General features: G+C 63.6%; 21 protein-coding genes. 10 read left to right on the top strand and 11 right to left on the bottom strand.

Going from position 1 to position 26175, the window contains the following annotated elements:
- Positions 1 to 22: 22 nt before the first annotated feature.
- Positions 23 to 457 (top strand): hypothetical protein, encoded by a 435-nt coding sequence (locus O7B34_RS02130; RefSeq protein WP_027145679.1) that lies wholly within the window; start codon positions 23 to 25, stop codon positions 455 to 457.
- Between the two features lie 123 nt (positions 458 to 580).
- Positions 581 to 1240 (top strand): response regulator transcription factor, encoded by a 660-nt coding sequence (locus O7B34_RS02125; protein ID WP_027145680.1) that lies wholly within the window; start codon positions 581 to 583, stop codon positions 1238 to 1240.
- A 23-nt stretch (positions 1241 to 1263) separates the two neighbouring features.
- Here the strand turns inward: O7B34_RS02125 and O7B34_RS02120 are convergent, their stop codons facing one another.
- Both O7B34_RS02120 and O7B34_RS02115 read right to left on the bottom strand, forming a co-directional pair.
- Complete coding sequence (locus O7B34_RS02120; protein WP_337144693.1) at positions 1264 to 2580, bottom strand: MDR family MFS transporter; 1317 nt, start codon at positions 2578 to 2580, stop codon at positions 1264 to 1266.
- 118 nt (positions 2581 to 2698) lie between these two features.
- The gene (locus O7B34_RS02115) at positions 2699 to 3355 is read right to left on the bottom strand and encodes an O-methyltransferase (RefSeq protein ID WP_337144692.1); all 657 of its coding nucleotides are present in this window, start codon (positions 3353 to 3355) and stop codon (positions 2699 to 2701) included.
- Between the two features lie 95 nt (positions 3356 to 3450).
- On the opposite strand from O7B34_RS02115, the gene O7B34_RS02110 reads away from it, so the two are divergent.
- Positions 3451 to 4086 (top strand): TetR family transcriptional regulator, encoded by a 636-nt coding sequence (locus tag O7B34_RS02110; RefSeq protein ID WP_337144691.1) that lies wholly within the window; start codon positions 3451 to 3453, stop codon positions 4084 to 4086.
- Positions 4087 to 4102: 16 nt separating this feature from the next.
- On the opposite strand, the gene O7B34_RS02105 is transcribed toward O7B34_RS02110, so the two are convergent.
- A complete protein-coding gene (locus tag O7B34_RS02105; RefSeq protein ID WP_337144690.1) occupies positions 4103 to 7612 on the bottom strand; it encodes a PAS domain-containing hybrid sensor histidine kinase/response regulator in 3510 nt (1169 codons plus the stop codon).
- A gap of 247 nt (positions 7613 to 7859) precedes the next feature.
- On the opposite strand from O7B34_RS02105, the gene mscL reads away from it, so the two are divergent.
- Entirely contained in the window at positions 7860 to 8282 is a 423-nt protein-coding gene (mscL, locus tag O7B34_RS02100; RefSeq protein WP_337144689.1) for a large conductance mechanosensitive channel protein MscL, read from the top strand.
- Positions 8283 to 8391: 109 nt separating this feature from the next.
- Positions 8392 to 9558: a pyridoxal phosphate-dependent aminotransferase gene (locus tag O7B34_RS02095; protein ID WP_337144688.1), complete on the top strand. Its 1167-nt coding sequence runs from the start codon at positions 8392 to 8394 to the stop codon at positions 9556 to 9558.
- 13 nt (positions 9559 to 9571) lie between these two features.
- Here O7B34_RS02095 and hemA read toward each other — a convergent pair whose 3' ends face one another.
- On the bottom strand, positions 9572 to 10849 hold the full coding sequence (hemA, locus tag O7B34_RS02090) for a 5-aminolevulinate synthase (protein ID WP_337139378.1): 1278 nt from the start codon (positions 10847 to 10849) through the stop codon (positions 9572 to 9574).
- A 279-nt stretch (positions 10850 to 11128) separates the two neighbouring features.
- Here hemA and galE point away from each other — a divergent pair, with 279 nt between their 5' ends.
- The 3 genes from galE (at position 11129) to O7B34_RS02075 (ending at position 15322) form a co-directional block, all read left to right on the top strand.
- Entirely contained in the window at positions 11129 to 12124 is a 996-nt protein-coding gene (galE, locus tag O7B34_RS02085; RefSeq protein ID WP_337144687.1) for a UDP-glucose 4-epimerase GalE, read from the top strand.
- Positions 12125 to 12243: 119 nt separating this feature from the next.
- Positions 12244 to 13494: a D-amino acid dehydrogenase gene (locus O7B34_RS02080; RefSeq protein WP_337144686.1), complete on the top strand. Its 1251-nt coding sequence runs from the start codon at positions 12244 to 12246 to the stop codon at positions 13492 to 13494.
- A 1-nt stretch (position 13495) separates the two neighbouring features.
- A complete protein-coding gene (locus tag O7B34_RS02075) occupies positions 13496 to 15322 on the top strand; it encodes an alanine racemase (protein ID WP_337144685.1) in 1827 nt (608 codons plus the stop codon).
- Here O7B34_RS02075 and O7B34_RS02070 read toward each other — a convergent pair whose 3' ends face one another.
- The 7 genes from O7B34_RS02070 to O7B34_RS02040 all read right to left on the bottom strand — a co-directional run bounded on the left by O7B34_RS02070 (position 15323) and on the right by O7B34_RS02040 (position 22462).
- Positions 15323 to 16699 (bottom strand): FGGY-family carbohydrate kinase, encoded by a 1377-nt coding sequence (locus tag O7B34_RS02070; RefSeq protein ID WP_337144684.1) that lies wholly within the window; start codon positions 16697 to 16699, stop codon positions 15323 to 15325.
- Entirely contained in the window at positions 16696 to 17013 is a 318-nt protein-coding gene (rhaM, locus tag O7B34_RS02065; protein ID WP_337144683.1) for an L-rhamnose mutarotase, read from the bottom strand. Before rhaM ends, O7B34_RS02070 begins: the two co-directional genes overlap by 4 nt.
- Positions 17013 to 18014: an ABC transporter permease gene (locus O7B34_RS02060; protein WP_337144682.1), complete on the bottom strand. Its 1002-nt coding sequence runs from the start codon at positions 18012 to 18014 to the stop codon at positions 17013 to 17015. The genes rhaM and O7B34_RS02060 overlap by 1 nt, the downstream gene beginning before the upstream one ends.
- The gene (locus O7B34_RS02055; RefSeq protein ID WP_337144681.1) at positions 18011 to 18988 is read right to left on the bottom strand and encodes an ABC transporter permease; all 978 of its coding nucleotides are present in this window, start codon (positions 18986 to 18988) and stop codon (positions 18011 to 18013) included. The genes O7B34_RS02060 and O7B34_RS02055 overlap by 4 nt, the downstream gene beginning before the upstream one ends.
- On the bottom strand, positions 18985 to 20526 hold the full coding sequence (locus O7B34_RS02050; RefSeq protein ID WP_337144680.1) for a sugar ABC transporter ATP-binding protein: 1542 nt from the start codon (positions 20524 to 20526) through the stop codon (positions 18985 to 18987). Before O7B34_RS02050 ends, O7B34_RS02055 begins: the two co-directional genes overlap by 4 nt.
- Before the next feature lie 82 nt (positions 20527 to 20608).
- Complete coding sequence (gene rhaS, locus O7B34_RS02045; protein ID WP_015319234.1) at positions 20609 to 21604, bottom strand: rhamnose ABC transporter substrate-binding protein; 996 nt, start codon at positions 21602 to 21604, stop codon at positions 20609 to 20611.
- 54 nt (positions 21605 to 21658) lie between these two features.
- Positions 21659 to 22462 carry a DeoR/GlpR family DNA-binding transcription regulator gene (locus O7B34_RS02040; RefSeq protein WP_027145694.1) on the bottom strand — a complete coding sequence of 268 codons (804 nt, stop codon included), beginning with the start codon at positions 22460 to 22462 and terminating at the stop codon, positions 21659 to 21661.
- A gap of 187 nt (positions 22463 to 22649) precedes the next feature.
- On the opposite strand from O7B34_RS02040, the gene O7B34_RS02035 reads away from it, so the two are divergent.
- Both O7B34_RS02035 and rhaI read left to right on the top strand, forming a co-directional pair.
- A complete protein-coding gene (locus O7B34_RS02035) occupies positions 22650 to 24752 on the top strand; it encodes a bifunctional rhamnulose-1-phosphate aldolase/short-chain dehydrogenase (RefSeq protein ID WP_337144679.1) in 2103 nt (700 codons plus the stop codon).
- 109 nt (positions 24753 to 24861) lie between these two features.
- A complete protein-coding gene (gene rhaI, locus O7B34_RS02030; protein WP_337144678.1) occupies positions 24862 to 26154 on the top strand; it encodes an L-rhamnose catabolism isomerase in 1293 nt (430 codons plus the stop codon).
- Positions 26155 to 26175 lie beyond the last annotated feature (21 nt).

The raw sequence follows: 26175 nt of genomic DNA, 5'->3' as shown, positions 1-26175 counted from the left end.
GGCTTTGGCCATGGAGGACAACATGCGTCTGCAGCACATCTTGATCCCCGCCGCGCTCGTTTCACTGGTCGCGGCCTCAGCTTATTCGGAAGAAGCCGACCGCTACCGGCTGGAAAAGTCTGATAACGGCTATGTCCGCATGGATACGCAGACCGGCGCGATGTCGATCTGCGAGGAGCATTCGGGCCAGCTCGTCTGCAAGATGGCGGCCGATGAACGCGCCGCTTACCAGGATGAGGTCGATCGCCTGCAGACCTCGATGAAGGCGATGGACGAGCGCGTCACCAGGCTGGAGAATTCGCTCTCCGCCCGCCTCGAATCGAAACTGCCGAGCGAGGAGGATTTCAACACGACGATGAGCTATATGGAGCGCTTCCTGAAGAGCTTCATGGGCATCGTCAAGGATATGGACAAGGACAGCGGCGGCGGCGCCCAGCTCAACTCGCAGAAGACCTGAGCGCGAGTGACGAGGGAAAACGCGGCGCGCTGGCTTTGCCGCTTGAAAACAGCGCGCGGCCCCTCATAATCGTCCGACTGATCCCGCAAAAAGCAGTAAATCGGGGATTCGGGGAGGGACATCTTGCCGTCAGGCTATACTTTCGTCATCGCCGACGACCACCCGCTGTTTCGCGGCGCCCTGCGCGAGGCGCTTGCCGGCATCGGCAATGTCACCGCCATTCATGAGGCGGGCGATTTCGAAAGCGCCAAGGCGCTGGTCGTGGCCAACGAAGATGTCGATCTCGTGCTGCTGGACCTGTCGATGCCTGGCGCCAGCGGCCTCTCCGGCCTGATCTCCCTGCGCGGCATCCATCCGGCGGTGCCGCTGGTTGTGGTGTCTGCGCATGACGATCCAGCGACCATCCGGCGCGCTCTCGATCTCGGCGCCTCCGGTTTCATCTCCAAGTCGGCCAGCATGGAGGAGATCCGCGGCGCCGTGCAGTCGGTGCTTGCCGGCGATATCGCGGCACCCGTCGGCGTCGATCTCGGTGTCGAACGCGATCCCGAAATATCGGACCTGATCAAACGGCTGCAGGCGTTGACCCCGCAGCAGACCCGCGTGCTCGGCATGCTGGCTGAAGGCCTGCTCAACAAGCAGATCGCTTATGAGCTCGGCGTTTCCGAGGCGACGATCAAGGCGCATGTCTCGGCCATATTGCAAAAACTCGGCGTCGACAGCCGCACCCAGGCGGTGATCCTGCTGTCCAAGATCGGCAGCGACCCGCTGCAACCGGCGGGCTGAGTGCCGGCTGCAGCGGGTCGCGACTATTCGGTTGCCGGATTTGGCGACCATGGTACCGGCAACTCCTGTGGATTGACCGCTTCCGGTCTGGCGCTCGGGTTCGATTTGGATTCGTTTGAAGGCCGCCGTGCGCGGCCGATCGCGGCGCCAAGGCCGAGCGAGGCGATCGCCACCAGCGGAATGCCGGCGATCCATGGCAGGCGCGGCGCCAGTGCGTAAAGCGCCGTGCCGATGGAAGGGCCGAGCGAATCCTTGAGGTCGACCGCCACCGACGAGGCCGCCATGTAGGAAGCCCGCCGTGCCTGAGGCGCCAGCGCATTGACGGCGGTCGGCACCAGCGGGCCGACCAGCATCTGGGCGACCGAGCACAGGCTGACCGCGCCGATCAGCGCCAACATTGCAGGCGAGGCGGCCAGCAGGGCGAAGGCGAGTATCGTTGCCAGGCCAGCACCGACCGTAAGCCACAAGGCGGACCGTGCCTCGACCATACGGCTTACCAGCATCTGCAGGCCGACCGTCAGGGCGGCCGCGTAGGCGAACAGCGCGCCGATGCCGGATGGTGTCAGCGTGCCGGCGTCATGCGCATAGAGCGGGATGACCGCCTCGATCCAGTTGCCGGCGACCTCGAACAGGACGACCCAGAGCAGCAGCTTCGCCAACCGGCCATCGCGGAACGCCGGCAGCAGCGCGGACAAGCCTTCTTCCTCTTCGTACTCTTCGTCGCCGTCGCCGTCGCCGTCGCCGTCGCCGGTGGCGCGGCCGGCGCTGATCGTCTCGTCCAGGGCCAGCAGCATCACGATCCCGCCCAGCACAAGCATCGTGCCGCCGGCGAGAAACACGCTGCGCAGTGACATAAGCGCAAGCAAGGCACCACAGGCCGGCCCGAGTATCTGTCCCGCGCTCGAACTCACCCGTGCCATGCTGAACCAGCGCGGATGCGCGGACGGCTCTGTCACATCGGCGATCGCGGTCAGTATTGTCGGGTGAAGCACCGATTCGCAGATGCCGGTCAAAAGCAGCACGAGCGCGGTGGCGACGACGCCGTGTACGAAGAACAGGGCCAGAAAGCCGGCACCGACGCCGAGCGACGAGGCAATCAGCACCGGCCGCCGGCCGATGCGGTCGGCGATGCCGCCGATGAGCGGCGCCGCCAGCAGCTCGCCGCCGGCATAGCAGCCGAACAGCAGGCCGATCGCGCCGACAGGGATGCCGGCTTCGCTGCTTGCCCAGAGTGGAAAGAAAGGCACCAGCGCGCCGTCGGCGAAACCGGCGCAGAAGAACAGAAAAAGTCCAAGCGTCGCCGGGCGCGGCAGCCCGCGCCAGGAGGGAATTGTGGTCATGATGATGTCACCTACGCGTCGGAGGCCCGAAGGGCCGGATTGCGCGTTGTCTGACGTTAACGCCTACGGCCGCTCGAGGAGCAGCATGCTGATCTGATCGTCGTCTATGCCGGAGTGTTCAGCCGAGCCGCATCGACAACTCCACCTCGTCGCCAAACGGCGTCGACATGTAGCCTCCCGCCGGCAAGCGCACGCGCTCGAGATAGTCGGGAGCGAAATCGGCGTTGTCGGCAATGACCAAAGCACCGGGCCTCAACCGGCTCTCGACCAAACCAAGAATCTCCGGATAGAGCGCCTTGGCGCCGTCGAGCAGCAACAGGTCGATCGTCTCGGGCAAGTCGGCGCTCAGCGTCTCCAGCGCGTCACCCTCGCGGATTTCGACCAGGTCGATGAGGCCGCCTTCCCTGAGATTGGCCTTGGCTCGCATCACCTTGGAACTCTCGAACTCGGTCGTGATCAGACGGCCGCCACCATTGTCCCGCAGCGCGGCGGCAAGGTAGAGCGTCGAGATGCCGAACGAGGTGCCGAATTCGACGATGATGCGCGCGCCCGTGCTGCGCGCCAGCATGTAGAGCAATGTGCCGGTTTCCGGCGAAACCGCGAGCCAGAGATCCTTCATGCTGCCATAGAACTCGCGATATTCGGTCTTGCTGTTGAGCAGGCGGGCCCGTTCTTCATGCGAATATCGCGCCATGGCCGGGCTTGTCGCGGCATCGGCTTCCTCGAACAGGCGCGCGAGCAGGGGAGCCAGCGGGGTTCCGGTGAGCGTGGTCATGGCAGTTCTCCAGTCGGAAATGCATGCGTCGTTGTGTTGTCTCGAAAAATACGAATAATCCTTCAGGTTTCCAATTCGCATTCCCGGGTGCCTCCATGATCCAACGCCCAACCCCTTCAATTTCCACCCGAAAACAACCTAAGCAGGCGCGCGCCACGGAACTCGTCGCGGCGATTTTAGAGGCTGCTGTTCAGGTTCTGGCGAGTGAAGGCGCACGGCGTTTCACCACCACGCGCGTGGCCGAAAGGGCCGGCGTCAGCGTCGGCTCGCTCTACCAGTATTTCCCCAACAAGGCGGCTCTGCTGTTCCGGCTGCAGAGCGATGAATGGCGGCAGACGACCGAGCTCTTGTGCGGCATCCTGGAGAACGCCGAAAGTCCGCCGCTTGAGCGGACGCGCACCCTGGTGCACGCCTTCATCCGTTCGGAATGCGAGGAGGCGGCGGTACGCGGGGCCCTGAACGATGCCGCTCCGCTCTACCGGGACGCGCCTGAGGCCGACGAATCGAGGGCCGTGGCCAATCGCGCGGTCCAGTCATTCATGCGCGAGACGCTGCCTGATGCGCCCGATGCCGTGTGCGTCATGGCCGGCGACCTGATCCGAACGACGCTGAGCTCGGTGGGGGCGGAGTTTTCGGAAAAGCCGCGAACGTCGGCGGAAATCGAAGCCTATTCCGACGCACTCGCCGACATGTTCTGCGCCTATCTCAAAAACCTGGGGCACCAGGCCTGATCCAGGCGCATCGACATCACTCCGCCGCCCGTACCATCGGCCTGAACCTGGCCATCATCGAACGCAGGACCGCCGGCTTCAGGGGCTTGTTGATTATCGGGATATCGAGGCCTGCCGCGGCTGCTCGCACCTCGTTGGAGCGGTCGGCCGTGACCAGCACGGCCGGCAGGTCGTCACCATGCGTCGCCCGCAGCCGGATGATAATGTCGAGACCGGTTTCGCGGTCGAGATGGTAGTCGGCAAGCACGATGTCGGGACGTTGGACCGCGACCCTGTCGAGATCCCCCGAGCCGGTCACCGTGGCGACATTGCAGCCCCAGCCTTCGAGCAGCAGCCGCATGCCTTCGAGGATACGGATGTCATTGTCGATGCACAGCACATGCAGCCCGGACAGCGAAGCCGCCGCGCGGGCCGGCGCCCTGGTCTCGACCTCGCGTCGCGGCTCCTGCGCGGCCGCCACCGGCAGGATGACGGAAAAGCGCGTGCCCTTGCCGGGGTTGGAGAAGATGCGGATCTCGAGCCGCAACACCCTGGCGATGCGGTCGACGATGGAGAGGCCGAGACCAAGACCTTCGGCTTCGCGTGCGCCTTCGTCCAGCCGGGTGAACTCGTGGAAAACAGTGTTGAGCTTGTCACCTGCGATGCCGATACCGGTATCGATCACCTGGATCTCGGCCAGATCGCCACGGCGCCGCACACCGACAAGGATGCGGCCCTGGCGGGTGTATTTGATGGCGTTGGAGACAAGATTCTGGATCAGGCGGCGCAACAGGTTACGGTCCGTCATCACCGTCAGCGACGACGGCATGATCGTCAGGCCAAGCTTTTTCTCCGCGGCCAGTGGCCGAAAATCATTGCCGATCTGGCGCAGCAGGCCATCCAGGGTGAAGGCGGTGTCGTCAGGTTTCATGGCGCCGGCATCAAGGCGCGAAATGTCAAGCACGGCGCCGAGAATGGTCTCGACCGATTCCAGCGAGGATTCGATGTTGATGGCCGCCTTGCCTGCTGGACCCTTGCCGGCCTTCTCGATCAGCGAGGAACAATAGAGCCGGGCGGCATTCAAGGGTTGCAGGATGTCGTGACCGGCGGCGGCAAGGAAGCGTGTCTTGCCGAGATTGGCCTCCTCGGCGAGCATCTGTGCCTGTGCCAGTTCCTCGTTGACCCGGGTCAATTCCTCGTTGACCCTAGTCAGTTCGACGGTGCGGGTCTTGACGCGCTGCTCCAGCGATTCATTGGCGCGCTTCAACGCCAGGTCCTGCTCGACGCGCCCCGAGATGTCGGCATAGGTGGCGACGATGCCGCCGTCGGGCATCGGGTTGGAGCGCAGTTCCACGATGCGACCGCTGGTCTTCAACTCCATCTGCCACGGGCTGACGAAGCTGGTCAGCCGGTTGAGCATCGTCACGCGCTGGTCGGCGGGAATGTCGCCGCGCTCGGCAAGATGGCGAAGGATCTGGTCGAGCGAAACGCCGACCTGGCCCATCTCGTCGGGCAGGTCGAACAGCGCCCGGTATTGGCGGTTCCAGCAGATCAGCCGGAAATCGCGGTCGAAGACGGTGATGCCTTGCTCCATCTGGTCGAGCGCGATCTGCAGCAGGTCGCGGTTGTGCTGCAGCGCTTCCGTGGCGTCGTCGAGCAGGCGGAAGGCGTCGCGGGATTCTCGGTCGTGGCGGCGAAACAGCAGCGACAGGATCAGACGCGCCGAGGAAGAGCCGACGGCGCTTGCCAACAGCTGCTCGGAAAAGCGGATGACGTCCATGCTGGCCTGCTCGTTGCCGTGCAGCGAGGTGCCGTTGCTCTTCTCGAAGGATTGAAAGGACCGCTCGGTGCGTTCGACACCAAGATAACGTGCGATCGTATCCTTGAGGTCGTTGACGGTGATGGCGGTGCGGAAGCGGCGCAGGCTCGGCATCGGGCCGGCTTCGCGCGGCACGAAGATCGATGCCTGGATGCGCTCCAGCGGCACCGACGCGCGCGATAGCGACCCGAAGACGAAGAACAGCGCATTGACCGACAGGCTCCACAGCACGCCGTGGTTCAGCGGTTCGGCGACGGTGCCGAACAGTGCCTGCGGCCGCAACGCCTCGAAGCCGAACAGTCCATGCACGATGATGCCGGCATCTTGCGCGACGAGCGACGGCACCAGCAGCGTGTAGCCCCAGACCAGGATGCCGGCGACCATGCCGAGTGCCGCGCCCCGGCCGTTGGCGCCGCGCCAGATCAATCCGCCGATCAGGGCCGGCGCGAATTGCCCGATCGCCGCGAAGGACATCAGGCCGATCGACGACAGCCGGGCGCTGTTGGTGCTCTCGCGATAGTAGAGAAAGGCGATGAACAGAAGGATGAAGATCGCTCCACGCCGCACATTGAGGATGAGCGTCGACCAATCCTCGTTCTCGGAGGTGGTCGTGCGCAACAGCCGGCGCACGAACAGCGGGATGATCAGGTCGTTGGAGATCATGATCGACAGCGCCACGCTCTCGACGATGACCATGGCGGTTGCCGCCGACAGGCCGCCGATGAAGGCGGCCATGGCCAGGAAATCGTGGCCGCTGAACAGCGGCAGCGACAGCACATAAAGATCGCTGCTCGTCCTTGTGCCGACCAGCGTCAGGCCGGCAAAGGCGATCGGCAGCACGAACAGGTTGATCGCCACCAGATAGAGCGGGAACACCCATGTCGCGGTGCGCAGTTCGGCCTCGCTGCGGTTCTCGACGATGGTGACGTAGAACTGCCGCGGCAGGAGAATGATGGCGAAACCGCTGAGACATGTCAGCACCAGCCAGGTGGCGAGCGACGTCGAATAGCCCATTGCCTGCCGCACCTGGCCATTCTCGGCCAGCCGGTCGAACATGTCGCCGGGGCCGCCGAAGATCAGGAAGATGACCATCAGGCCGATGGCCAGGAAGGCGGCAAGCTTGACCACGGTCTCGACCGCCACCGCCAGCACCAGCCCGTCCTGGTGTTCGGTGGCGTCGGCATGGCGTGTGCCGAACAGGACCGCAAACAGCGCAAGCAGCATGGCGACGACCAGCGAGATGTCGCTGACGAAGGGATCGAAGGAGGGCGGCGAGCCCGTATAATGCTCGACCATCAGGCTGACCGAGCCGGAGATCGCCTTCAATTGCAGCGCGATATAGGGCACGGCGCCGATCGTGGCGATCAGCGTGGCGATCGCGGCCACGGTGAAACTCTTGCCGTAACGCGCGCCGAGGAAGTCGGCGACCGAGGTGATCTTCTCGGTCTTGGCAAGCCGCACGATGCGGTTGAGCAAGGGAAAGCCGAACACGAACACCAGCACCGGGCCGGTATAGATGCCGAGGAATTCGAGGCCGCGCTCCGAGGAAAGGCCGACTGAGCCGAAGAAGGTCCAGGACGTGCAGTAAATGGCAAGGCTGAGCGCATAGATGAAGGGCCGCGCCCGACCGGGGCCTGACAAGGCCGAGCGGCGGTCGCCCAGGCTGGCGATGGCGAACAGCAGCGTCACATAGGCGATCGCGATGATGACGATGAACAAGCCCTGCACGCCGGCAAGATCCTCCCTGTGCCGATTTTCACCTGGCCGGGGCAGACGCAATCACAGCTTGGCGCCCGAGTCCATCACGGCTTTGGGCGCATGCGGGCGATGATTTCCGGCGGCTGCCCCCAGGTAAGGAGAAAGCGGTTGTTTTTTTTTAGCCGATGGTGCAACCCAAGGTTTTTGTTATGGTGTCGCCGGGTCGGTGCCTCGGGGATGGGACGGCTGTGCGGCCCGTCATGACAAGGAGGGTCGAATGCTGAAAGAATTCCAGGAATTCATTTCCAAGGGCAACGTGATGGACTTGGCCGTCGGCGTCATCATCGGCGCTGCCTTCGGCAAGATTGTCGATTCGCTGGTCAACGACATCATCATGCCGATCGTCGGAGCCATCTTCGGCGGGTTGGACTTCAACAATTACTTCTTTGGGCTTTCCTCGGCCGTCAACGCCACCTCATTGGCGGACGCCAAAAAGCAAGGCGCCGTTTTTGCCTATGGCAGCTTCATCACCGTGGTGCTGAACTTCCTCATCCTCGCCTTCATCATCTTCCTCATGGTCAAGGCCGTGAACAACATGCGCAGGCGCCTGGAAAGCGAAAAGCCCGCCGCAGCGGCAGCTCCCCCGCCGGCCGATGTACAGCTCTTGACCGAAATCCGCGATCTGCTGGCCAGGCGGTAGACGGATAGAGTTCTTCTGGACCAAAACCCCGGTCGTTCGCGGCCGGGGTTTTCTGTTTTCGTATCTGGTAAGCAGCGCTTACGAACGCCCGAGACAACGGACCTGCCCAATGACCCTGATCCAGACCCTGCGCCCCGAGGCCCTGGCCGCGCCTGAAAGCGGTATCGTCGCCGTCGTCAACTACGGCAGATTGCGCGAAGGCCTGATCCCGCTCTGGGCCGGCGAGGGCGACCTGCCGACGCCTGCCTTCATCACCGATGCCGCGTCGAAGGCGCTGGCCGGCGGCGAGACGTTCTACACCTGGCAGAGGGGCATCCCCGATCTCAGGCAAGCGCTGGCCCGCTACCATTCCAGGCATTTCGCCAAGACCTTCCCCGAGGAGCAATTCATCGTCACCGGCTCAGGCATGCATGCCATCCAGCTGGCGCTCGATGCGCTTGCGGGAGCTGGCGACGAAGTGATCTACCTGTCGCCCGCCTGGCCGAATTTCGACGCCGCCGCCGCGATCGCGGGTGCCGTGCCGGTGCCGGTCACGCTCGACCATTCCGGAAATGGCTGGTCCTGCGACGTCGAGAAGATCGCGGCGGCGGTCACGCCGCGCACGAAGGCGCTGTTCATCAACACGCCGTCCAATCCGACCGGCTGGACCGCCGACCATGAGACCTTGCGGGCGATCCTCGATCTCGCCCGCGCCAGGGGTCTGTGGATCATCGCCGACGAGATCTATTCGCTGTTCCACTATGGTCATGGCCGCGCGCCATCCTTCCTCGACATCGCGGAGGCGGAAGACCGCATCCTGTTCGTCAACAGTTTTTCCAAGAACTGGGCCATGACCGGCTGGCGCGTCGGCTGGATCAAGACCCATCCAAGCCTGCAGCAGGTGTTCGAGAACCTGATCCAGTATTCGAACTCGGGCGTCGCCCAGTTCATGCAGCGCGGCGCGGTCGCGGCGCTCGACGAGGGCGATGCCTTCGTCGCCGAACAGGTGGAGCGGGCGAGGAAAGCCCGCGACCTGGTCTGCGGCATTCTCGGCGAAACCGGCAAGGCGCGCTTCACCGTGCCGCAGGGCGCCTTCTACCTGTTCTTCACCGTCGACGGCATCACGGATTCGCGGGCAGCCGCTTTCGAAATCGTCGACAAGGCCAATGTCGGCCTGGCGCCCGGCACCGCCTTCGGCCCCGGTGGCGAAGCGTTCCTGCGGCTGTGCTTCCACCGCCGCCTCGATCAGCTCGAGGAAGCGGCAAACCGGCTGGCAAGCTGGATGAACACTGTTTGAACAGGTGGCGGCCTTAGCCGCCTGACTTCGGCACCAGAAGCGGAATAATGCGGTCGCTTTTCGCGACGGCTGGCCGTCCCGCTGACCCGTAAGGAATGCCGAGCGCGTCCCAGGTCTCGACCAGCGCGTCCTGCAGTTCGGCGATCAGCGCGTCGGAATGGAACGGCGTCGGTGTGATGCGCAGCCGCTCGGTGCCGCGCGGCACCGTCGGGTAGTTGATCGGCTGGATGTATATGCCGTGCACGCCGAGCAGCCGGTCGCTGGCCATCTTGCAGAGCTCCGGATCGCCAACCAGCAGCGGCACGATGTGGGTTGGCGACTCCATCACCGGCAGGCCGGCGGCGGACAGGATCTGCTTGGTTCGGCTCGCTTGCTGCTGCTGGGCATCGCGCTCGGCCTGCGAGCGCTTGAGATGACGGATCGATGTTGTGGCCGCGGCGGCGATCGCCGGCGGCAGCGCCGTGGTGAAGATGAAGCCCGGCGCATAGGAGCGCACCGCGTCGATGACGGCGCTGGTGCCGGTGATGTAGCCGCCCAGCGTGCCGAACGCCTTGGCGAGCGTGCCTTCGATGATATCGATACGGTCGGCCAGGCCTTCGCGCTCGGTGATGCCGCCGCCGCGCGGCCCGTACATGCCGACCGCATGGACCTCGTCGATATAGGTCATGGCGTTGTAGCGCTCGGCGAGCTCGACGATCTCTTTGATCGGCGCGATGTCGCCATCCATCGAATAGACGCTTTCGAAGACGATCAGCTTGGCGCGTTCGCGGCCCGCCGTCTGCAAAAGGCTTTCCAGATGCGCGACGTCATTGTGGCGGAAGATCTTTTTCTCGGCGCCCGAGCGCCGCACGCCTTCGATCATCGAGGCATGGTTCAGCTCGTCCGAGATGATCAGGCAATTGGGCAAAAGCCGTGCGATGGTCGAGATCGAGGCTTCGTTGGAGACGAAGCCGGAGGTGAAGACGAGAGCCGCTTCCTTGCCGTGCAGGTCGGCCAGCTCATGCTCGAGTTCGACCAGCGGGTTGGACGTGCCGGAGATGTTTCGGGTGCCGCCGGCGCCGGAGCCCATCTTGCCTGCCGTGTTCTGGAACGCGGCGATCACGTCCGCGTGCTGGCCCATGCCGAGATAGTCATTGGAGCACCAGACGGTGATTTCCTCGGCGCGGCCGTTGGCACGCCAGATGGCGCGCGGGAACTTGCCCGCGATGCGCTCGAGGTCGGCGAAGACGCGGTAGCGACGCTCGGCATGGAGCTGGTCGATAGCCTCCTCGAAGAAACGCTGGTAATTCATATCGACTTCCCAATTTTGGGCGGGATCATAATCATTGGCCTTTTGGTCGTCCACCGGGCCGATTTGGTCAAAATGCCACGCCCCGGACCTGTTCCTAACGACGGCGGATCGTGGCCTATTCCCAATCCGTGGCACGCTCTTTGGTTCACTTTTGTTTCCGCACGATGCCACATCAAGTGAACGCTGGTTACATCGGGTTTTAATGGGCAGACGGCAGACTTTCCAGTAAGGCGGTTGTTGAGACAGTTTCCGATAAATCTAGGGTAAGCGAGGACGCGGATGACGGTTTTGGTGACAGGTGGCGCAGGCTATATCGGCAGCCATATGGTCTGGGAATTGCTGGATGCGGGCGAAAGCGTGGTCGTTCTCGACCGGCTTTCCACCGGCTTCGAATGGGCGGTGGCGCCGGAGGCAAGGCTGGTCGTCGGCGATGTCGCCGACAAGGAATTGGTCGGCTCGATCATCCGGGAGAACAAGGTCGACGCGATCATCCATTTCGCCGGCTCCATCGTCGTCCCGGAATCGGTCGCCGACCCGCTCGCCTACTATGAGAACAACACCTCGAAGACACGCACGCTGATCGAAACCGCGGTGCGCGAAGGCGTGCCGAATTTCATCTTCTCCTCGACAGCCGCCGTCTATGGCGGCGCCGGACTGGAGCCGGTGCGCGAGGATGCCCGTCTGGCGCCGGAATCGCCCTATGGCCTGTCCAAGCTGATGAGCGAATGGATGCTGCGCGATGCAGGCCTTGCGCACGACATCCGCTACACGGCGCTGCGCTATTTCAACGTCGCCGGCGCCGACCCGAAGGGCCGCACCGGCCAGTCGACGCCGGGCGCCACCCATCTGATCAAGGTCGCCTGCGAGACCGCGCTCGGCAAGCGCCCGTTCATGCAGGTCTTCGGCACCGATTATCCGACGCCGGATGGCACCTGCATGCGCGACTATATCCATGTCAGCGATCTGGCCGCCGCGCATCGCCTTGCGCTGCAACGGCTACGCGCCGGCGGCGCCAGCCTCGTCGCCAATTGCGGCTATAGCCATGGCTATTCGGTGCTCGAGGTCATCGACAGCGTGCGCCGCGCCTTTGGCCATGACTTCGAGGTCAGGATGGGCGACCGACGTCCCGGCGATGCCGCGGCGGTGGTTGCGAATTCCGATCTCGCACGGTCCGAACTCGGCTGGATCCCGCAGCGCGACGATCTCGACCAGATCGTCAACGACGCGCTGGCCTGGGAGCGCATCCTGACCGGCAAGAACTCCGCGCGGAGCTGAGCGCGCTTTCCCAAGGGGCTCACAAGCCCCAAGGGCTCGCAAGGTGCGCGGCGACGCGCTATGCAAGCATTCGCGACACAGCGTGGAGGCGCCGTGCCGCGAGAGCTTTGGGGGATGGCATGAGGATAACGGTGCTTGGAGCCGGCGTCGTCGGTACGGCCGCCGCCTATTACCTGGCCGCCGACGGTCACGAGGTCACCGTGATCGAGCGCCATCCGGCGCCGGCGCGGGGCACCAGCCAGTCGAATGCCGGGCTGGTGTCTCCGGGGGATGCCACCGCCTGGGCCTCGCCGGCGGCACTTAAGACGTTCCTGCGCGGGCTCTACAATCATGATCTCGGCATCAAGGTGCGGCTGCGCTTCGATCCCTATTTTCTCGCCTGGAGCCTGCGCTTCCTGCGCCAGTGCACGGTGGCCCGCCTGCGCGCCAACAGCCAGGTCAAGCTGCGGCTCGCGCTCTATTCGCGCGACTGCATCAATGCCATTTCAGCCGATACCGGCATCCACTATGACGAGCGCAAGAAGGGCATCCTCTACTTCTTCCGCTCGCAGCACAGTCTCGACACCGGCACCGACAATTACCGCTATCTGGCCGAGCATGGCCTGCCGATCGAGATCGTCGGCCGCGACCGGCTGGTCGAGCTTGAACCAGGTCTTGCCGGGGTGAAGGAAAAGATCGCCGGAGGTGTCTACTCGCCGATCGACCAGACCGGCGATTCCCGGCAGTTCGTGGAAAATTTGGCCGCCTACGCCGCCGAAAAGCTCGGCGTGAACTTTCTTTACGGCACGGCGGTCGAGAGCCTCGATATCGAGGGCGACCGGGTGGGGGCCGTGATGACCTCGGCCGGACCGATCGTCGGCGATGCAGTGGTCATCTCGATGGGGCCGGAGAGTGGTCTGCTCGGCCGGCGCTACGGCATCGACCTGCCGGTCTATCCGGTGAAGGGCTATACGGCGACGATTCCGCTGGAGGACGAGAGCAAGGGCCCGACCATGGGCGGCGCCGACGAGGATCAGCTGATGGCCTATTCGCGCCTCGGCAATCGCTTGCGGTTGGCTTCGACCGCCGAATTCACCGGCTTCGACCGCACCCACAAGCCCAGCGACTTTGCCACCATGTTCAGGACGGGCAAGGACCTGTTCCCCGGTGCCTTCGACGAGAAGAAGGCAGAGCTGTGGGCAGGTTTGCGGCCAATGATGCCGAACTCGGTGCCGGTCATCGGCCAGGCGAAATACCGCAACCTTTATCTCGACACCGGCCACGGCCATGTCGGCTGGACCATGGCCTGTGGCTCGGGAAAATTCCTCGCCGACCTCGTCGCCGGCCGCAAGCCGGAGATCGACCCGCAGGGATTGGTCTACAGAGGATAAGATGTCGGGACCGCAAGTCGCCATCGACCTTGGCCGCATCGAGCGCAATGCACGCACCATTGTCGATCGTTGCGCGCTTTCGGGCATCAAGGTGTTCGGCGTCACCAAGGGCACCTGCGGCATGCCGCAGGTGGCGCGCGCCATGCTGCGCGGCGGCGTCGCTGGCATTGCCGAATCCCGCTTCGAGAACATCCGCCGACTGCGCGACAGCGGTATCAGCGCGCCGATCATGCTGTTGCGCAGCCCGCCGATGGCGCGTGTGGAGGAAGTGGTGCGCACCGTCGACGTCAGCCTGCAGTCGGAGCTGACGATCATCCGTGAAATCTCGCGCATCGCCGAGCGCATGGGCCGCGTCCACGACATCATGCTGATGATCGATCTCGGCGACCTCCGGGAGGGCATCTGGCCGAACGACCTCATCCCCACGGTCGAGCAGATTCTCGACATGAAGGGCGTGCGTATCGCCGGCATCGGCACCAATCTCGGTTGCTTCGGCGCCATCACGCCGACGGAAGAAAATCTCGGCCAGCTTGTCGCCCATGCCTACAAGACCGAGCGCCTGTCCGGGAAAAGCCTGGACTTCATCTCCGGCGGCGCCTCGTCGTCCCTGCCGCTGCTGCTCGAAGGCAAATTGCCGGCCGGTATCAACAATCTGCGCGTCGGCGAGGCGATCCTGCAGGGTGGTGTGGAAACCTTCCGTGACGTGCCATGGGCCGAACTCGAACCCGATGCCTGCCGGCTGACCAGCGACGTCATCGAGGTCAAGCTTAAGCCGTCACGGCCGATCGGCACCTCCGGTTACGACGCCTTCGGCAACCAGCCTGTCTTCCCCGACGAAGGCGACAGGTTGCGCGCCATCGCCAATATCGGCCGCGAGGATGTGCTGGTCGAAGGGCTGAGCCCGATCGTCAAGGGCATAAGGGTGCTCGGCGCCTCCAGTGACCATCTGCTACTCGATGTCCAGGACGCCGATCCGCCGCTCGCCGTTGGCGATCGCGTCGCCTTCCGCATGAGCTATGGCGCCATGCTTTTGGCAATGACCTCGGAATATGTCGAAAAAGCGCCGATGCACGATGTCGCGGATTTCTCCGGTCGCAAGATGGTGTCGATTTCGGCCGAAGCGGAAGCGGCCCGCATCCTCGCCCGGGAGGGAACCGGCGCCCGGCTGGAGGCGATGAATTTCGATGTCGTCGAACTGGCGGATATCGATCGGCCGCCCTCGGGCCTGATCCGGTTAGCCGCGGGTGCCGATCGTCGTATCGCTCACAAGGCGCTGACGGCGACGGCGGGCGCGACGCACTCCTTCGGCCTGATCTGGATCGATTCCATCGCCGCGCTGATGCCCGAGGACGAGGACGGCATCGACCTGCCGGAAGTGTCGGTACTGGCGCGCTCGCTTGGCCTCGACCACAAGGCCGGCGCGCTGCAGCCGCAGCTGTCGCCGGAAAACGTCGTCATCATCGGACTGCGCCATGCGGACCCGGCCGAAGTGCGGGTGCTGAAGGATTCGCGCGTCTCGGCCTTCACCATGACCGACATCGACGCCATGGGCATGCGCGACCTGATGCACGAGGCGATCCGCATCGCCACCTCGGGCACGCAAGGGTTTCACGTCAGCTATTCGCCTGATGTGACCGATTTCGCCGGCTGGGCGGCTGGTTCCGGCGGCCTCACCGTGCGCGAGACGCATCAGGCGATGGAGGCGATTGCGCTTTCCGGCGGACTGCTGTCGATGAATGTCTCGGGCCTGAGTGCCGATCTGGAGCCCAGGATCGGCACGGAGACCGTCAACTTCGTCATGTCGGCCTTCGGCAAGCGGATTCTCTGATCAGCCAATAGCCTCGACGGCCGCCCGCCACGCGCGCGCATACTCCGTCCAGGCCGGATCGGCCGGCGGCTCTTGTCTCTGGCCCTTGCCATGCGCGGCACCCTGGTCCGATGCCAGCAGGGCGGCCCCGATGCTGGTGCCGGTAGCGGCTTCCGATGCGATGACCGCGCGGCCGGTGCTGGCGGCAAGCATCCGCGTGAACAATTGGTTGCGCGCGAAAGGTCCCTCGACGGTCGTCGGACCATCGCCGCCGATCAGGTCGAGGCAAGTGGCGGTCATCAGCGCCAGGTAGAAGGAGATCGCGGCAAAGCGCTGGCCGGGAGGGATGGCCTCGCCCTTGCGCCATGCGGCGGTGTGATGCGGAAACGGCCCCGAGCCTTGCTGGATCGAAGGCAAAAGCAGTGTCTTGCGCGCCAGCACGGCAGCAACATCGCTGTCGTTCCAGTTCTGCGCCGAGCCTTCGGTCAGCAGCGAGAATTCGCGGCCGCCCATGAACCGCGCCGAGGGCACGGGGTTGCCGAGTGCATTGACATTGACCAGCGTATCCCTTGCTGGATCGAGCGCGACCGCCTTGCCGCCGACCGCCATCGACACCACCCAGGTGCCGGTCGAGACCACCGAGAAGGGCGGCGTATCGGACAGGAGATGCGGCAGCAGGGAGGCGTTGGAATCGTGCAGGCCGCAAAAGACCGGCGTTTGCGGGTGGAGTCCGGTCCGCTCCGCAAGCGCGGGCAGGATCGAGCCAAGACGGTCCCTGGCCGGCCGCACGGGCGCCATCAGGCCGCGCCAGCCCAGGCGGTCGACCAGCGCCGAAAAATCCCCAGTCCAGGGGTTCCACAGATCGGTGTGGCAGCCGAGCGAGGTGACCTCGTTGGCGACGACACCGGTCAAGCGCAGCGCCCAGTATTGCGGGTACATCAGCATCGCGGCGGCCCTGGCGAACTCCGTCGGGAAGCTTTGCTGCTGCCAGAAGAATTGCGCGCCGAGATTGAGGCCGAGCGGCAGGCGCGGCGTGCCGGTCTCGGCGAAAGGCGGGCGGATCGCGTCATAGCCTTCCGCAAGCTCGTCGGGCCCGCCGAATTCATAGTCGAGAACAGGTAGCACGAGTTCGCCGGAGGCATCGACCAGCACGCCGGTCGCGCCATGGGTGGTGATCGAAATCGCGTCGATGCGCTGTTCGCGGTTGAGCGCCGCAAGGCTGTCGAGGATGAAAACCCACAGCGCTTCGACATCGTGATGCGGATAGGGCGCCTGTCGCACCGGCGCGTTTGCCATGCGGCGCAGCGCTACCTCGCTCAATGTGGCGAGATCGACCAGTGCCACCTTGGCGTTGGTCTTGCCGATATCGATGACGGCGATGTGGCGGATCGCGCTCATTCCATATGGAACATTAGTTCCAGGGGCACCGCCACCGGTTCATTGTCCGGCCTGGTCTCCATGATGTCGGCCATTTCAGCCCACCAGCGCTGCATCACCGGATGCTTCGGCAGATCATCCATGCCGTGACCATCGCGCCGCCACAGCACCCCAAACAGGATGTTGGTCTCTTCGTCGAGATGGATCGAATAGTCGGAGACGCCGGCCTGCTTGAGCAGCGCGACCAGCGCCGGCCAGATTTCATCGTGGCGCTTCTTATACTCGGCCTTCATGCCGGGCTTGAGCATCATCTTGAATGCGTACTTCTCGGGCATCAGGCCAAGCGTCCCCCGCGCAGCCGCCGCCAGACGATCGGCAGCGCAATGACGATGATCAGGAGCACGCCTATGAAGATCGACATGACGATGCCGGGCACGTTGAGCAGGCCGAGGCCGAAGGTCACCAGCCCCATGATGAAGGCGGCGAGCACGACGCCCAGAATGCTGCCGGCGCCGCCAAGGATGCTGACGCCGCCCAGCACCACCATGGTGATGACTTCGAGCTCATAACCTTGGGCGATGGACGGCCGTGTCGAGCCGAGCCGCGAGGTGATCAGCACCGAGGCTATGCCCGACATCAGGCCGGTCAGGCAAAACAGGATGAATTTTATGCGGCCGACGCGCACGCCGGAAAACTGTGCCGCGACCGGATTGTTGCCGATGGCGAAGACACGACGGCCGAAACTCGTGCGGTGGAGCATGAACCAGTAGACGACAGCCGCTATGAGGAAGAGCACCAGTTCAAACGACACCACCCACCAGACGTAACCCTGGCCGAAGAAGGCGAAGCTTTCAGGATAGCCCTTATAGGCCTGGTCGCCGAGGATTATGAAGGCGATGCCGCGAAACAGGCTCATCGTGCCGATGGTGACGACGATGGAAGGCAAGCCGAGGCGTGTGACCAGCAGCCCGTTGAAGGCGCCGCAGCCGAGCCCGACGACGATGCCGATCAAGACAAGCACTGGCGTGTCGGCGCCGGCCTGCACCGCCATGCCCATCATGGTCGATGCCAGCGCGATGATGGCGGCCACCGACAGGTCGATCTCGCCGGAAATGATCAGCAATGCCATGGCAAAGGCGATCAGACCCTTTTCGGTGAAGTTGAAGGTGAGATCGGAGAGCGAATAGGGGTCGAGGAAATAGGGTGAGGCGAAACTGTTGATGGCAAAGATGGCGATGGCCACCACGACCAGCAGCGCTTCCCAGGAAAAGATCGCCGAAGAGAGCGGCTTGTCGAGCCGGTCGGGAATGTGGCGAGGGGCGGGGACGTCGGTCATGCCGCTTCCACCTTTCTCAGGATGATGCGGCCCTGCTGGCGTTCGCCGCGCGCGTTGAGCACGACGGCCAGGATGATGGCGCTGCCCGAAATCGCCATCTGCCAGAAGGGCGAGATGTTGATGACCGGCAACGCATTGGAGATGATGCCGAGGAACAGCGCGCCGAGCACGGCACCGCCGACCGAACCGATGCCGCCGGCGATCGAGATGCCGCCGATGACGCAAGCGGCGATGATGTTGAGCTCATAGCCGTTGGCGACCTCGACCGAGGCAATGACGTAGCGCGAAATCCAGAGATAACCGCAGAGGCCACCGATCATGCCGGAGATGCAGAAGACGATGAATTTCGTGCGGCCGACATCGATGCCGGCATAGACCGACGCCGTCGGATTGACGCCGATGGCGTAGATCGAGCGGCCGAGCGCGGTGCGTGTCATCAGCACGAAGAACAGTCCGATGACCAGTATGGCGATCAAGGACAGCACGGGAATGCCGAGGAAAGCAGCGCGCTGGAAACCGATGAAGTCGGGGCTCATCTTGTCGGCATTGACCCAGGCGCCGCCGGACAGGACGAAAGTAGCGCCGCGATAGATGGTCAGCGTGCCCAGCGTCACCACGATCGAGGGGATGTTCAACCGCCACACCAGCAGGCCGTTGATAGCACCGAGCATCAGCCCGACGGCGAGTGCGATGACGATCAGCAGCGGGATCGGGATTGCTGGATGGGCGGCGTTCAGCATCGCCACCACCATGCCGGTGAAGCACAGATTGGAGGCCATCGACAGGTCGATGGAGCGGGTCAGGATAACGACCATCTGGCCGAGCGCCAGGATCATCAGGATGGAGGTGTCGTTGAACACCTGGCGCAGATTGCCTGCATCGGCAAAGGCCGGAAAGCGCGTCGAGATCAGCCCGATCAGCACGACGATGGCCGCGAGCAGCCAGATTTCGCGGCATTTGAGGAATGCTTTCATGCCGCGATCCCCGCTGCTGTCCGGACCAACGTCTCGGCATCCAGTCCCTTGTTGTCGTAGACCGCCGCGACGAGGCCCTCGCGCATGACGACGACGCGGTCGGACATGCCGAGGATTTCGGGCAGTTCGGACGACACCATGATCACCGACAGGCCCTGCGCCACAAGCTCCGCCATGAAGCCGTGCACGGCGGCCTTGGAGCCGATGTCGATGCCCTTGGTCGGCTCGTCCAGGATGATCACTTTGGGTGTCGTCGCCAGCCATTTGGCGATGACCACCTTCTGCTGGTTTCCCCCCGAAAGCGTTCCGACATCCTGGCTGAGCGAGGAGGCCCTGAGGTCAAGCCTTTCTGTAAAGGAACGGGCCAGCGAAAATTCCTCCGCCAGCCGAAGCACGCCGGATTTGGAGGTCCGTGCGAGTGAAGGGAGAGAAACATTCTGGAAGATCGGCAGGCCGATCACCACGCCCTGTTTGCCGCGTTCCTCCGGCACGTAGACGATGCCGGCTTCGATCGAATCCGCCGCCGATTTCGGCGCGATCGCCTTGCCTTCCAGCGTGATCGTGCCGCTGCTGGTGCGCGTGATGCCTGAAATCGCCTGCATGACCTCGCTGCGCCCGGCACCGACCAGGCCGTAGAAGCCGAGGATCTCGCCCTTGTGCAGTTCGAAGCCGATGTCGTTGAATTCGGTCGGGTGCGACAGGCCGGAAACGGAGAGCACCGGCGCGCCGATCTCGGCCTTGCGCTGCGGAAAGATGTGGTCGACCGCGCGGCCCACCATCATGCGCACGATCTGGCTCTGGCCGGCATCCCTGATCAGGCCTTCGCCGACCATCTCGCCGTCGCGGAATACGGTGTAGCGGTCAGCGATGCGATAGATCTCGTCGAACTTGTGGCTGATGAACAGGATCGCCTTGCCCTGTTCCTTGAGGAACTCGATGAGCAGGAACAGCTCCTCGATCTCCTTCATCGAAAGGGCGGCGGTCGGCTCGTCCATGATGACGATCTGAGAATCGATCGACATGGCGCGCGCGACCGCGACGAGATGCTTGTTGGCGATGCCGAGATCCCTGAGCCGCGCATCGGCGTCGATATGGCCGGCATGCATGGTGTCGAGCACTTCTCGCGCATTCTTGCGCATCATGCGCCAGTCGATGGTGCCGAAGCGCGAGCGTGGCGCATGGCCAAGGAAAATGTTTTCGGCGACGCTGAGATCGTCGAACAGAACCGTCTCCTGGTGGATGGCGGTGACGCCGATGCCGAAGGCCGCATGCGCGCTGGGCAAGGTGACGGGCTGGCCGTCAATGCTGATGGTCCCCGCGTCGGGCTGGTAGATGCCGGTCATGATCTTGACCAGCGTCGACTTGCCGGCGCCGTTTTCACCGATCAGCGCGGTCACCTGGCCTGGATAAAGCGAAAGGCTGACATTGTGCAGCGCCCGCACGCCGGGAAAGCTCTTGGAGATGCCGGACAGCGTCAGGCGTGGAGCCGAGGCTGCAGGCCGCTCCTTTGTCTCGCTGCGTTGGGCTGTCGTGTCCATATCCGTATCAAGCCCTGAAACTAGGTCCGTTTGAAGTCGCGGCGGGACCAAAGCCCCGCCGCGCCATTGAAGGGCGCCAGGATCAATAGATCTTGGAGAACTTCTCGATGTTGCTCTTGTCGAACTGGAAGGGCGGAGCCATCGCGGCCGAGTTGGTGTCGTCGAGCGTGACCTTGCCGACGCGGCCGATCGACAGCGTCGCGCCCGGCTTGGCCTCTTCCTTCTTCACCGCCAGGTCATGGGCGAGGTAGACCGCGGAGTAGCCGAGGTCGATCGGGTTCCACAGCGCAACCGCCTGGCTGGCGCCGTTGTCGATGAACTTCTTGAACTCCGACGGCAGCGCCAGGCCCGTGACGTTGACCTTGCCGATCAGGTTCTCGTCGGTGACGACCTGCGCGGCGGCGACGACGCCGACGGTGGTCGGCGCGATGATCGCCTTGAGGTTCGGATAGGACTTCAAGAGGCCCTTGGCCTCGTCGGTGCTCTTCGCCGAGTCGTCATCGCCATAGACGGTGGCGACCAGCTTGATCTTGGGGAACTTCTCCGGCAGCACCTTCTTGGCCGCTTCGATCCAGGAATTCTGGTTGGTCGCGGTCGAGGAGGCCGACAGGATGGCGACATCGCCGCCTTCCGGCAGATAGTCGGCGGCGAGCTTGATGATGGTCTCGCCGATCAGGCCGGTGTCGGACGGGTTGAGGTGAAGCTGGCGGCCTTCCTTGGCGACGCCCGAATCCCAGGAGATGACGGTGATGCCGCGCTCCATGGCCTTCTTCAGCACCGGCACCAGCGCGTCGGCGTCATTGGCGGAAATCGCGATGGCGTTGACCTTCTGCGCGATCAGCGAATTGACCACTTCGATCTGCGCTTCCGCGGTCGCCTTGGTCGGGCCGGTGTAGATGATGTCGACGTCGCCGAGTTCCTTGGCCGCCTCTTGCGCGCCCTTGTTGGCGGCATCGAAGAAGCCGTTGCCGAGCGACTTCACCACCAGCGCGATCTTGACATTTTCAGCGTAGGCGGCATTCACGAACATGGCGGCCGAGAAGGCCGCCGTCACCATCAATTTCTTCAGAAAGCTCATCGTTTTTCCTCCCTTGAGCGTTGCATTCCATCGCCGCTGCGGCGTGAGGGTGTCTCAGGCCTGCAGTGAAGATTCTTCCTTTGTCGACTTGCGGGCGACGATCAGCGTCACCCCCGCGGTTTCCAGCATCTTTGCCTCACGGTCCTCGATGCCGTCATCGGTGATGACGGTTGCGATCCGCGAAAGACCACACAGGATCAGGCTGGAGCGTTTGCGGAATTTCGAGGAATCGACCAACACCACCAGTTCGTCGGCCTGGTCGATCAGCTTCTGCTCCGCCTGGATCAGCAGCGGATCGCCTTCCATCAGGCCGAGCGGCCCCAACCCTTGAGCACCCATGAACATGCGGCGCGCGTAGAAATTGCGCGTCACATCATTGTCGAAAGGCGACAGGATGATGTTCTGCTCGCGATAGATCGTGCCGCCCGACAGCATCACCGTGTTCTTGGAGTGCTTGAGCAGGTGCTCGGCGATCGGGAACGAATTGGTGAAGATCGGCATGCGGCGGCCGGTCAGGAAATGCACCATCTGGAAGGTGGTGGTGCCGCCGTTGATGATGATCGGCTCGCCGTCCTTGCACAGTTCGACCGCTTCGCGTGCGATGGCCCGCTTCTGCGCGGCGTTGAGCGTTTCGTTGACGGAGAAGGGGCGGCCCGCCAGCCCGATGAACTGCGGCGGCGAGATCGCCTCGGCGCCGCCGCGCACCCGGCGCAGGCGTTTCTGGACATGGAGAGCAGCGATGTCGCGCCGGATCGTCGCCTCGGAGGATTCCGTCAGGTCGACCATCTCCTGCACCGTCACCACAGGTTTTTCCTGGACGGCGGACAGAATGATCCTATGGCGCTCTTTTTCGTGCATGGTTCCTCCCTGCCTCAGCATCTAGGCACCCAAAACGAGCAGTGTCAATCATTTCCGATCATATAATTTCATTGTGCAGTGCAATATGATTGATGTTGATCGTTTGTGATTGACAAGCTCGCCTCTTGCGTAGACATTCCTGGGCGAAAAAGGAGCGCATCGTCCGCGCTCCAAGGGAGGATTACCTATGCTCGACAAGCGCTCCGGCTCGCGCCTCGCCAATCTGTGGGATGATGCGAAGGCACAGGGGATGAGCGAGCCCGAGCTTCTGGTCTATCGCTCGAACACGCTCGGCTCCGACAAGCGCGTCACCAATTATGGCGGCGGCAATACCTCCTCGAAGATCTGGCAGAAGGATCCCCTCACCGGCGAGAATGTCGAGGTGCTTTGGGTCAAGGGCTCGGGCGGCGACAGCGCCTCGATCAAGCTGGACGGCTTCGCCACCCTCTACATGGACAAGTTGCGGGCGCTGAAGGGGCTTTACCGCGGCGTCGAGCACGAGGACGAGATGGTGGGCTATCTGCCCCACTGCACCTTCAACCTCAATCCACGCGCGGCCTCGATCGACACGCCGCTGCACGCCTACGTGCCGAAGCCCTTCGTCGACCACATGCACCCCGATGCCATTATCGCCATCGCCGCCGCGAGAGATTCCAGGGCGCTGACCAAGGAGATCTTTGGCGACGTCATTGGCTGGCTGCCATGGAAACGGCCGGGCTTCGAGCTTGGCCTGTGGCTGGAGAAATTCTGCCTCGAACACCCAACCGCCAAGGGCGTCATTCTCGAAAGCCACGGCTTGTTCACCTGGGGCGACACCCCCAAGGAGTGCTACGAGACGACGATCTCGGTGATCAACCAGGCGATTGAGTGGTTCGAGCGCCGCTCCGAAGGCGTGGCGATTTTCGGTGGCGAGGTAATGAAGTCGCTCGACGCCGCTGACCGCCGTGCCATTGCCGCCAAGCTGATGCCGAGAATCCGTGGCCTGATCTCGGAAAAGAGCCACAAGCTCGGTCATTTCGACGATTCGGCCGCCGTGCTCGAATTCGTCAACTCGAAAAATTTGCGCCCGCTGGCCGCGCTCGGCACCTCGTGCCCGGATCATTTCCTGCGCACCAAGATCCGCCCGCTGGTCATCGAATTCGACCCGGCAAAGCCTGACGTCGATGCCGTCATCGCGCGCCTCGCCGACGACATTGCCGAATATCGTGTCGGCTACCAAGCCTATTACGACAGCTGCAAGCATGCGGATTCGCCCGCCATCCGCGATCCCAATGCGGTGGTCTATCTGATGCCCGGCGTCGGCATGTTCACCTTCGCCGGCGACAAGGCGACCGCACGCATCTCGGGCGAATTCTACGTCAACGCCATTAACGTCATGCGCGGCGCGTCCACCGTCTCGTCCTATGTCGGCCTGCCCGCGCAGGAGGCTTTCGACATCGAGTACTGGCTGCTCGAGGACTTGAAGCTGCAGCGCATGCCGAAGCCGAAGTCTCTCGCCGGCCAGATTGCGCTGGTCACCGGCGGCGCCGGCGGCATCGGCCGGGCTACGGCCAACCGCCTGCTGCGCGAAGGCGCCTGCGTGGTGCTGGCCGATATCGACGAGGCGGCGCTCGCCAGCGCCAATGACGAACTGGCCAAGGTCTTTGGCAAGGATTTCATCCGGCCGGTCCTCATCAACGTCACCTCGGAGGATCAGGTCGTCGCCGGCTTCGCCGAGACGGCAGTCGAGTTCGGCGGCATCGACATTCTGGTCTCCAATGCTGGCCTTGCGTCCTCGGCGCCGATCGAGGAGACGACGCTGGCGCTGTGGAACAAGAACATGGATATCCTGTCGACCGGCTATTTCCTGGTCTCGCGGGAAGCGTTCCGGCTGTTCCGGGTACAGAAGATCGGCGGCAATGTCGTCTTCGTCGCCTCCAAGAACGGCCTTGCCGCGTCACCCAATGCCGCCGCCTATTGCACCGCCAAGGCCGCCGAAATCCACTTGGCCCGCTGCCTGGCGCTGGAAGGCGCGGAAGCGCAGATCCGGGTCAATGTCGTCAACCCGGACGCCGTGTTGCGCGGCTCGAAGATCTGGACCGGCGAGTGGAAGGAACAACGCGCCGCCGCCTACAAGATGTCGACCGACGATCTGGAGGAACACTACCGCTCGCGCTCGATGCTGAAGCGTTCCGTCTTCCCGGAAGACATCGCCGAGGCGATCTATTTCCTGGCCTCCGACATGTCGGCCAAGTCGACCGGCAACATCATCAACGTCGACGCCGGCAACGCACAGAGCTTTACGCGCTGAGCTAACGTCGAAGCGCTATCCCTTCTCCCCGTCACTATACGGGGAGAAGGTGGCCCGAAGGGCCGGATGAGGGGCAGCGCTGACCGAATGCATTCTGGGAGGAACAGCAGTGTCCGAATCCATCATCTCCGCCGACATCGTCGATAAGAGCAATGCCGCGCGCAAGGCCGACCTCGAGCGCGACTACGCCTCGCTCGGCGAACGCCTAGACCGGCGCGGCATCGCCATCAATGCGATCAGGGACAAGGTCGAGAAATTCGCCGTCGCGATCCCATCCTGGGGCGTCGGCACCGGCGGCACCCGCTTCGCCCGCTTCCCGGGCGCTGGCGAGCCACGCGACATCTTCGACAAGATCGAGGATTGCTCCGTCATCAAGCAGTTGACGCAGGCGACCCCGACCGTCTCCCTGCACATCCCGTGGGACAAGGCCGATCCGAACCGGCTGAAGCAGGCGGCCTCCCGCTTCGGTCTCGGTTTCGATGCCATGAATTCCAACACCTTCTCGGACACGAAGGATCAGAAGCTCTCCTATAAATTCGGTTCGCTGTCGCATTCCGATGCCGGTACGCGCCGGCAGGCGGTCGAGCACAATCTCGAATGCATAGAGATCGGCAAGACGCTGGGCTCCAGGGCATTGACGGTGTGGATCGGCGACGGCTCGAATTTCCCCGGCCAGGTCAATTTCGCCAAAGCCTTCGAGCGCTATCTCGATGCCATGAGGCAAGTCTATGCCGGCCTGCCGGCCGACTGGAAGCTGTTCACCGAGCACAAGATGTACGAGCCGGCCTTCTATTCCACCGTCGTGCAGGACTGGGGCACCAACTACATCATCGCCAAGGAATTGGGTGACAAGGCGTTCTGCCTCGTCGACCTCGGCCACCATGCGCCCAACGTCAACATCGAGATGATCGTGTCGCGGCTGATCCAGTTCAAAAAACTCGGCGGCTTCCACTTCAACGATTCGAAATATGGCGACGACGATCTCGATGCCGGCTCGATCGATCCCTACCGGCTGTTCCTCGTCTTCAACGAGCTGGTCGATGCCGAGCTTTCCGGCGCGGAGGGCTTTGATCCCGCCCATATGCTCGACCAGAGCCACAACGTCACCGATCCGATCGAAAGCCTGATGCTGTCGGCGGTCGAGGTGCAGCGCGCCTATACGCAGGCGCTGCTGGTCGACCGCAAGGCGCTTGAAGGTTTTCAGGACGGCAATGACGCGCTGATGGCGACGCAGACGCTGAAGGCGGCTTACCGCACCGATGTCGAGCCGATCCTTGCCATGGCGCGACTGAGGACCGGTGGCGCCATCGATCCGGTCGCGGCTTACCGGGCAGCGTGCTACCGCGCCAAGGTCGCAGCCGAACGCCCGGCAGTCGCTGGCGGCTCTGGCGGGATCGTTTGAGGTAGAGCCGATCTCCCCCTT

It is taken from the genome of Mesorhizobium sp. Cs1299R1N3 (assembly GCF_037179625.1).
Lineage (GTDB): Bacteria > Pseudomonadota > Alphaproteobacteria > Rhizobiales > Rhizobiaceae > Mesorhizobium > Mesorhizobium salmacidum.
Note: the sequence above shows the minus strand (reverse complement) of the source record. Positions and strands in the feature narration are given on the sequence as shown.

Bases quoted from the DNA above. Each gene is read 5' to 3' on its own strand.
- rhaM (WP_337144683.1), bottom strand. From the start codon at position 17,013: ATGCCCGAGAAGTACGCATTCAAGATGATGCTCAAGCCCGGCATGAAG.
- O7B34_RS02060 (WP_337144682.1), bottom strand. From the start codon at position 18,014: ATGACCGACGTCCCCGCCCCTCGCCACATTCCCGACCGGCTCGACAAG.
- O7B34_RS02035 (WP_337144679.1), top strand. From the start codon at position 22,650: ATGCTCGACAAGCGCTCCGGCTCGCGCCTCGCCAATCTGTGGGATGAT.
- O7B34_RS02075 (WP_337144685.1), top strand. From the start codon at position 13,496: ATGTCGGGACCGCAAGTCGCCATCGACCTTGGCCGCATCGAGCGCAAT.
- O7B34_RS02110 (WP_337144691.1), top strand. From the start codon at position 3,451: ATGATCCAACGCCCAACCCCTTCAATTTCCACCCGAAAACAACCTAAG.
- O7B34_RS02130 (WP_027145679.1), top strand. From the start codon at position 23: ATGCGTCTGCAGCACATCTTGATCCCCGCCGCGCTCGTTTCACTGGTC.
- O7B34_RS02055 (WP_337144681.1), bottom strand. From the start codon at position 18,988: ATGAAAGCATTCCTCAAATGCCGCGAAATCTGGCTGCTCGCGGCCATC.
- O7B34_RS02040 (WP_027145694.1), bottom strand. From the start codon at position 22,462: ATGCACGAAAAAGAGCGCCATAGGATCATTCTGTCCGCCGTCCAGGAA.
- O7B34_RS02080 (WP_337144686.1), top strand. From the start codon at position 12,244: ATGAGGATAACGGTGCTTGGAGCCGGCGTCGTCGGTACGGCCGCCGCC.
- mscL (WP_337144689.1), top strand. From the start codon at position 7,860: ATGCTGAAAGAATTCCAGGAATTCATTTCCAAGGGCAACGTGATGGAC.
- O7B34_RS02120 (WP_337144693.1), bottom strand. From the start codon at position 2,580: ATGACCACAATTCCCTCCTGGCGCGGGCTGCCGCGCCCGGCGACGCTT.
- O7B34_RS02115 (WP_337144692.1), bottom strand. From the start codon at position 3,355: ATGACCACGCTCACCGGAACCCCGCTGGCTCCCCTGCTCGCGCGCCTG.
- rhaS (WP_015319234.1), bottom strand. From the start codon at position 21,604: ATGAGCTTTCTGAAGAAATTGATGGTGACGGCGGCCTTCTCGGCCGCC.
- O7B34_RS02095 (WP_337144688.1), top strand. From the start codon at position 8,392: ATGACCCTGATCCAGACCCTGCGCCCCGAGGCCCTGGCCGCGCCTGAA.
- O7B34_RS02070 (WP_337144684.1), bottom strand. From the start codon at position 16,699: ATGAGCGCGATCCGCCACATCGCCGTCATCGATATCGGCAAGACCAAC.
- galE (WP_337144687.1), top strand. From the start codon at position 11,129: ATGACGGTTTTGGTGACAGGTGGCGCAGGCTATATCGGCAGCCATATG.
- O7B34_RS02050 (WP_337144680.1), bottom strand. From the start codon at position 20,526: ATGGACACGACAGCCCAACGCAGCGAGACAAAGGAGCGGCCTGCAGCC.
- hemA (WP_337139378.1), bottom strand. From the start codon at position 10,849: ATGAATTACCAGCGTTTCTTCGAGGAGGCTATCGACCAGCTCCATGCC.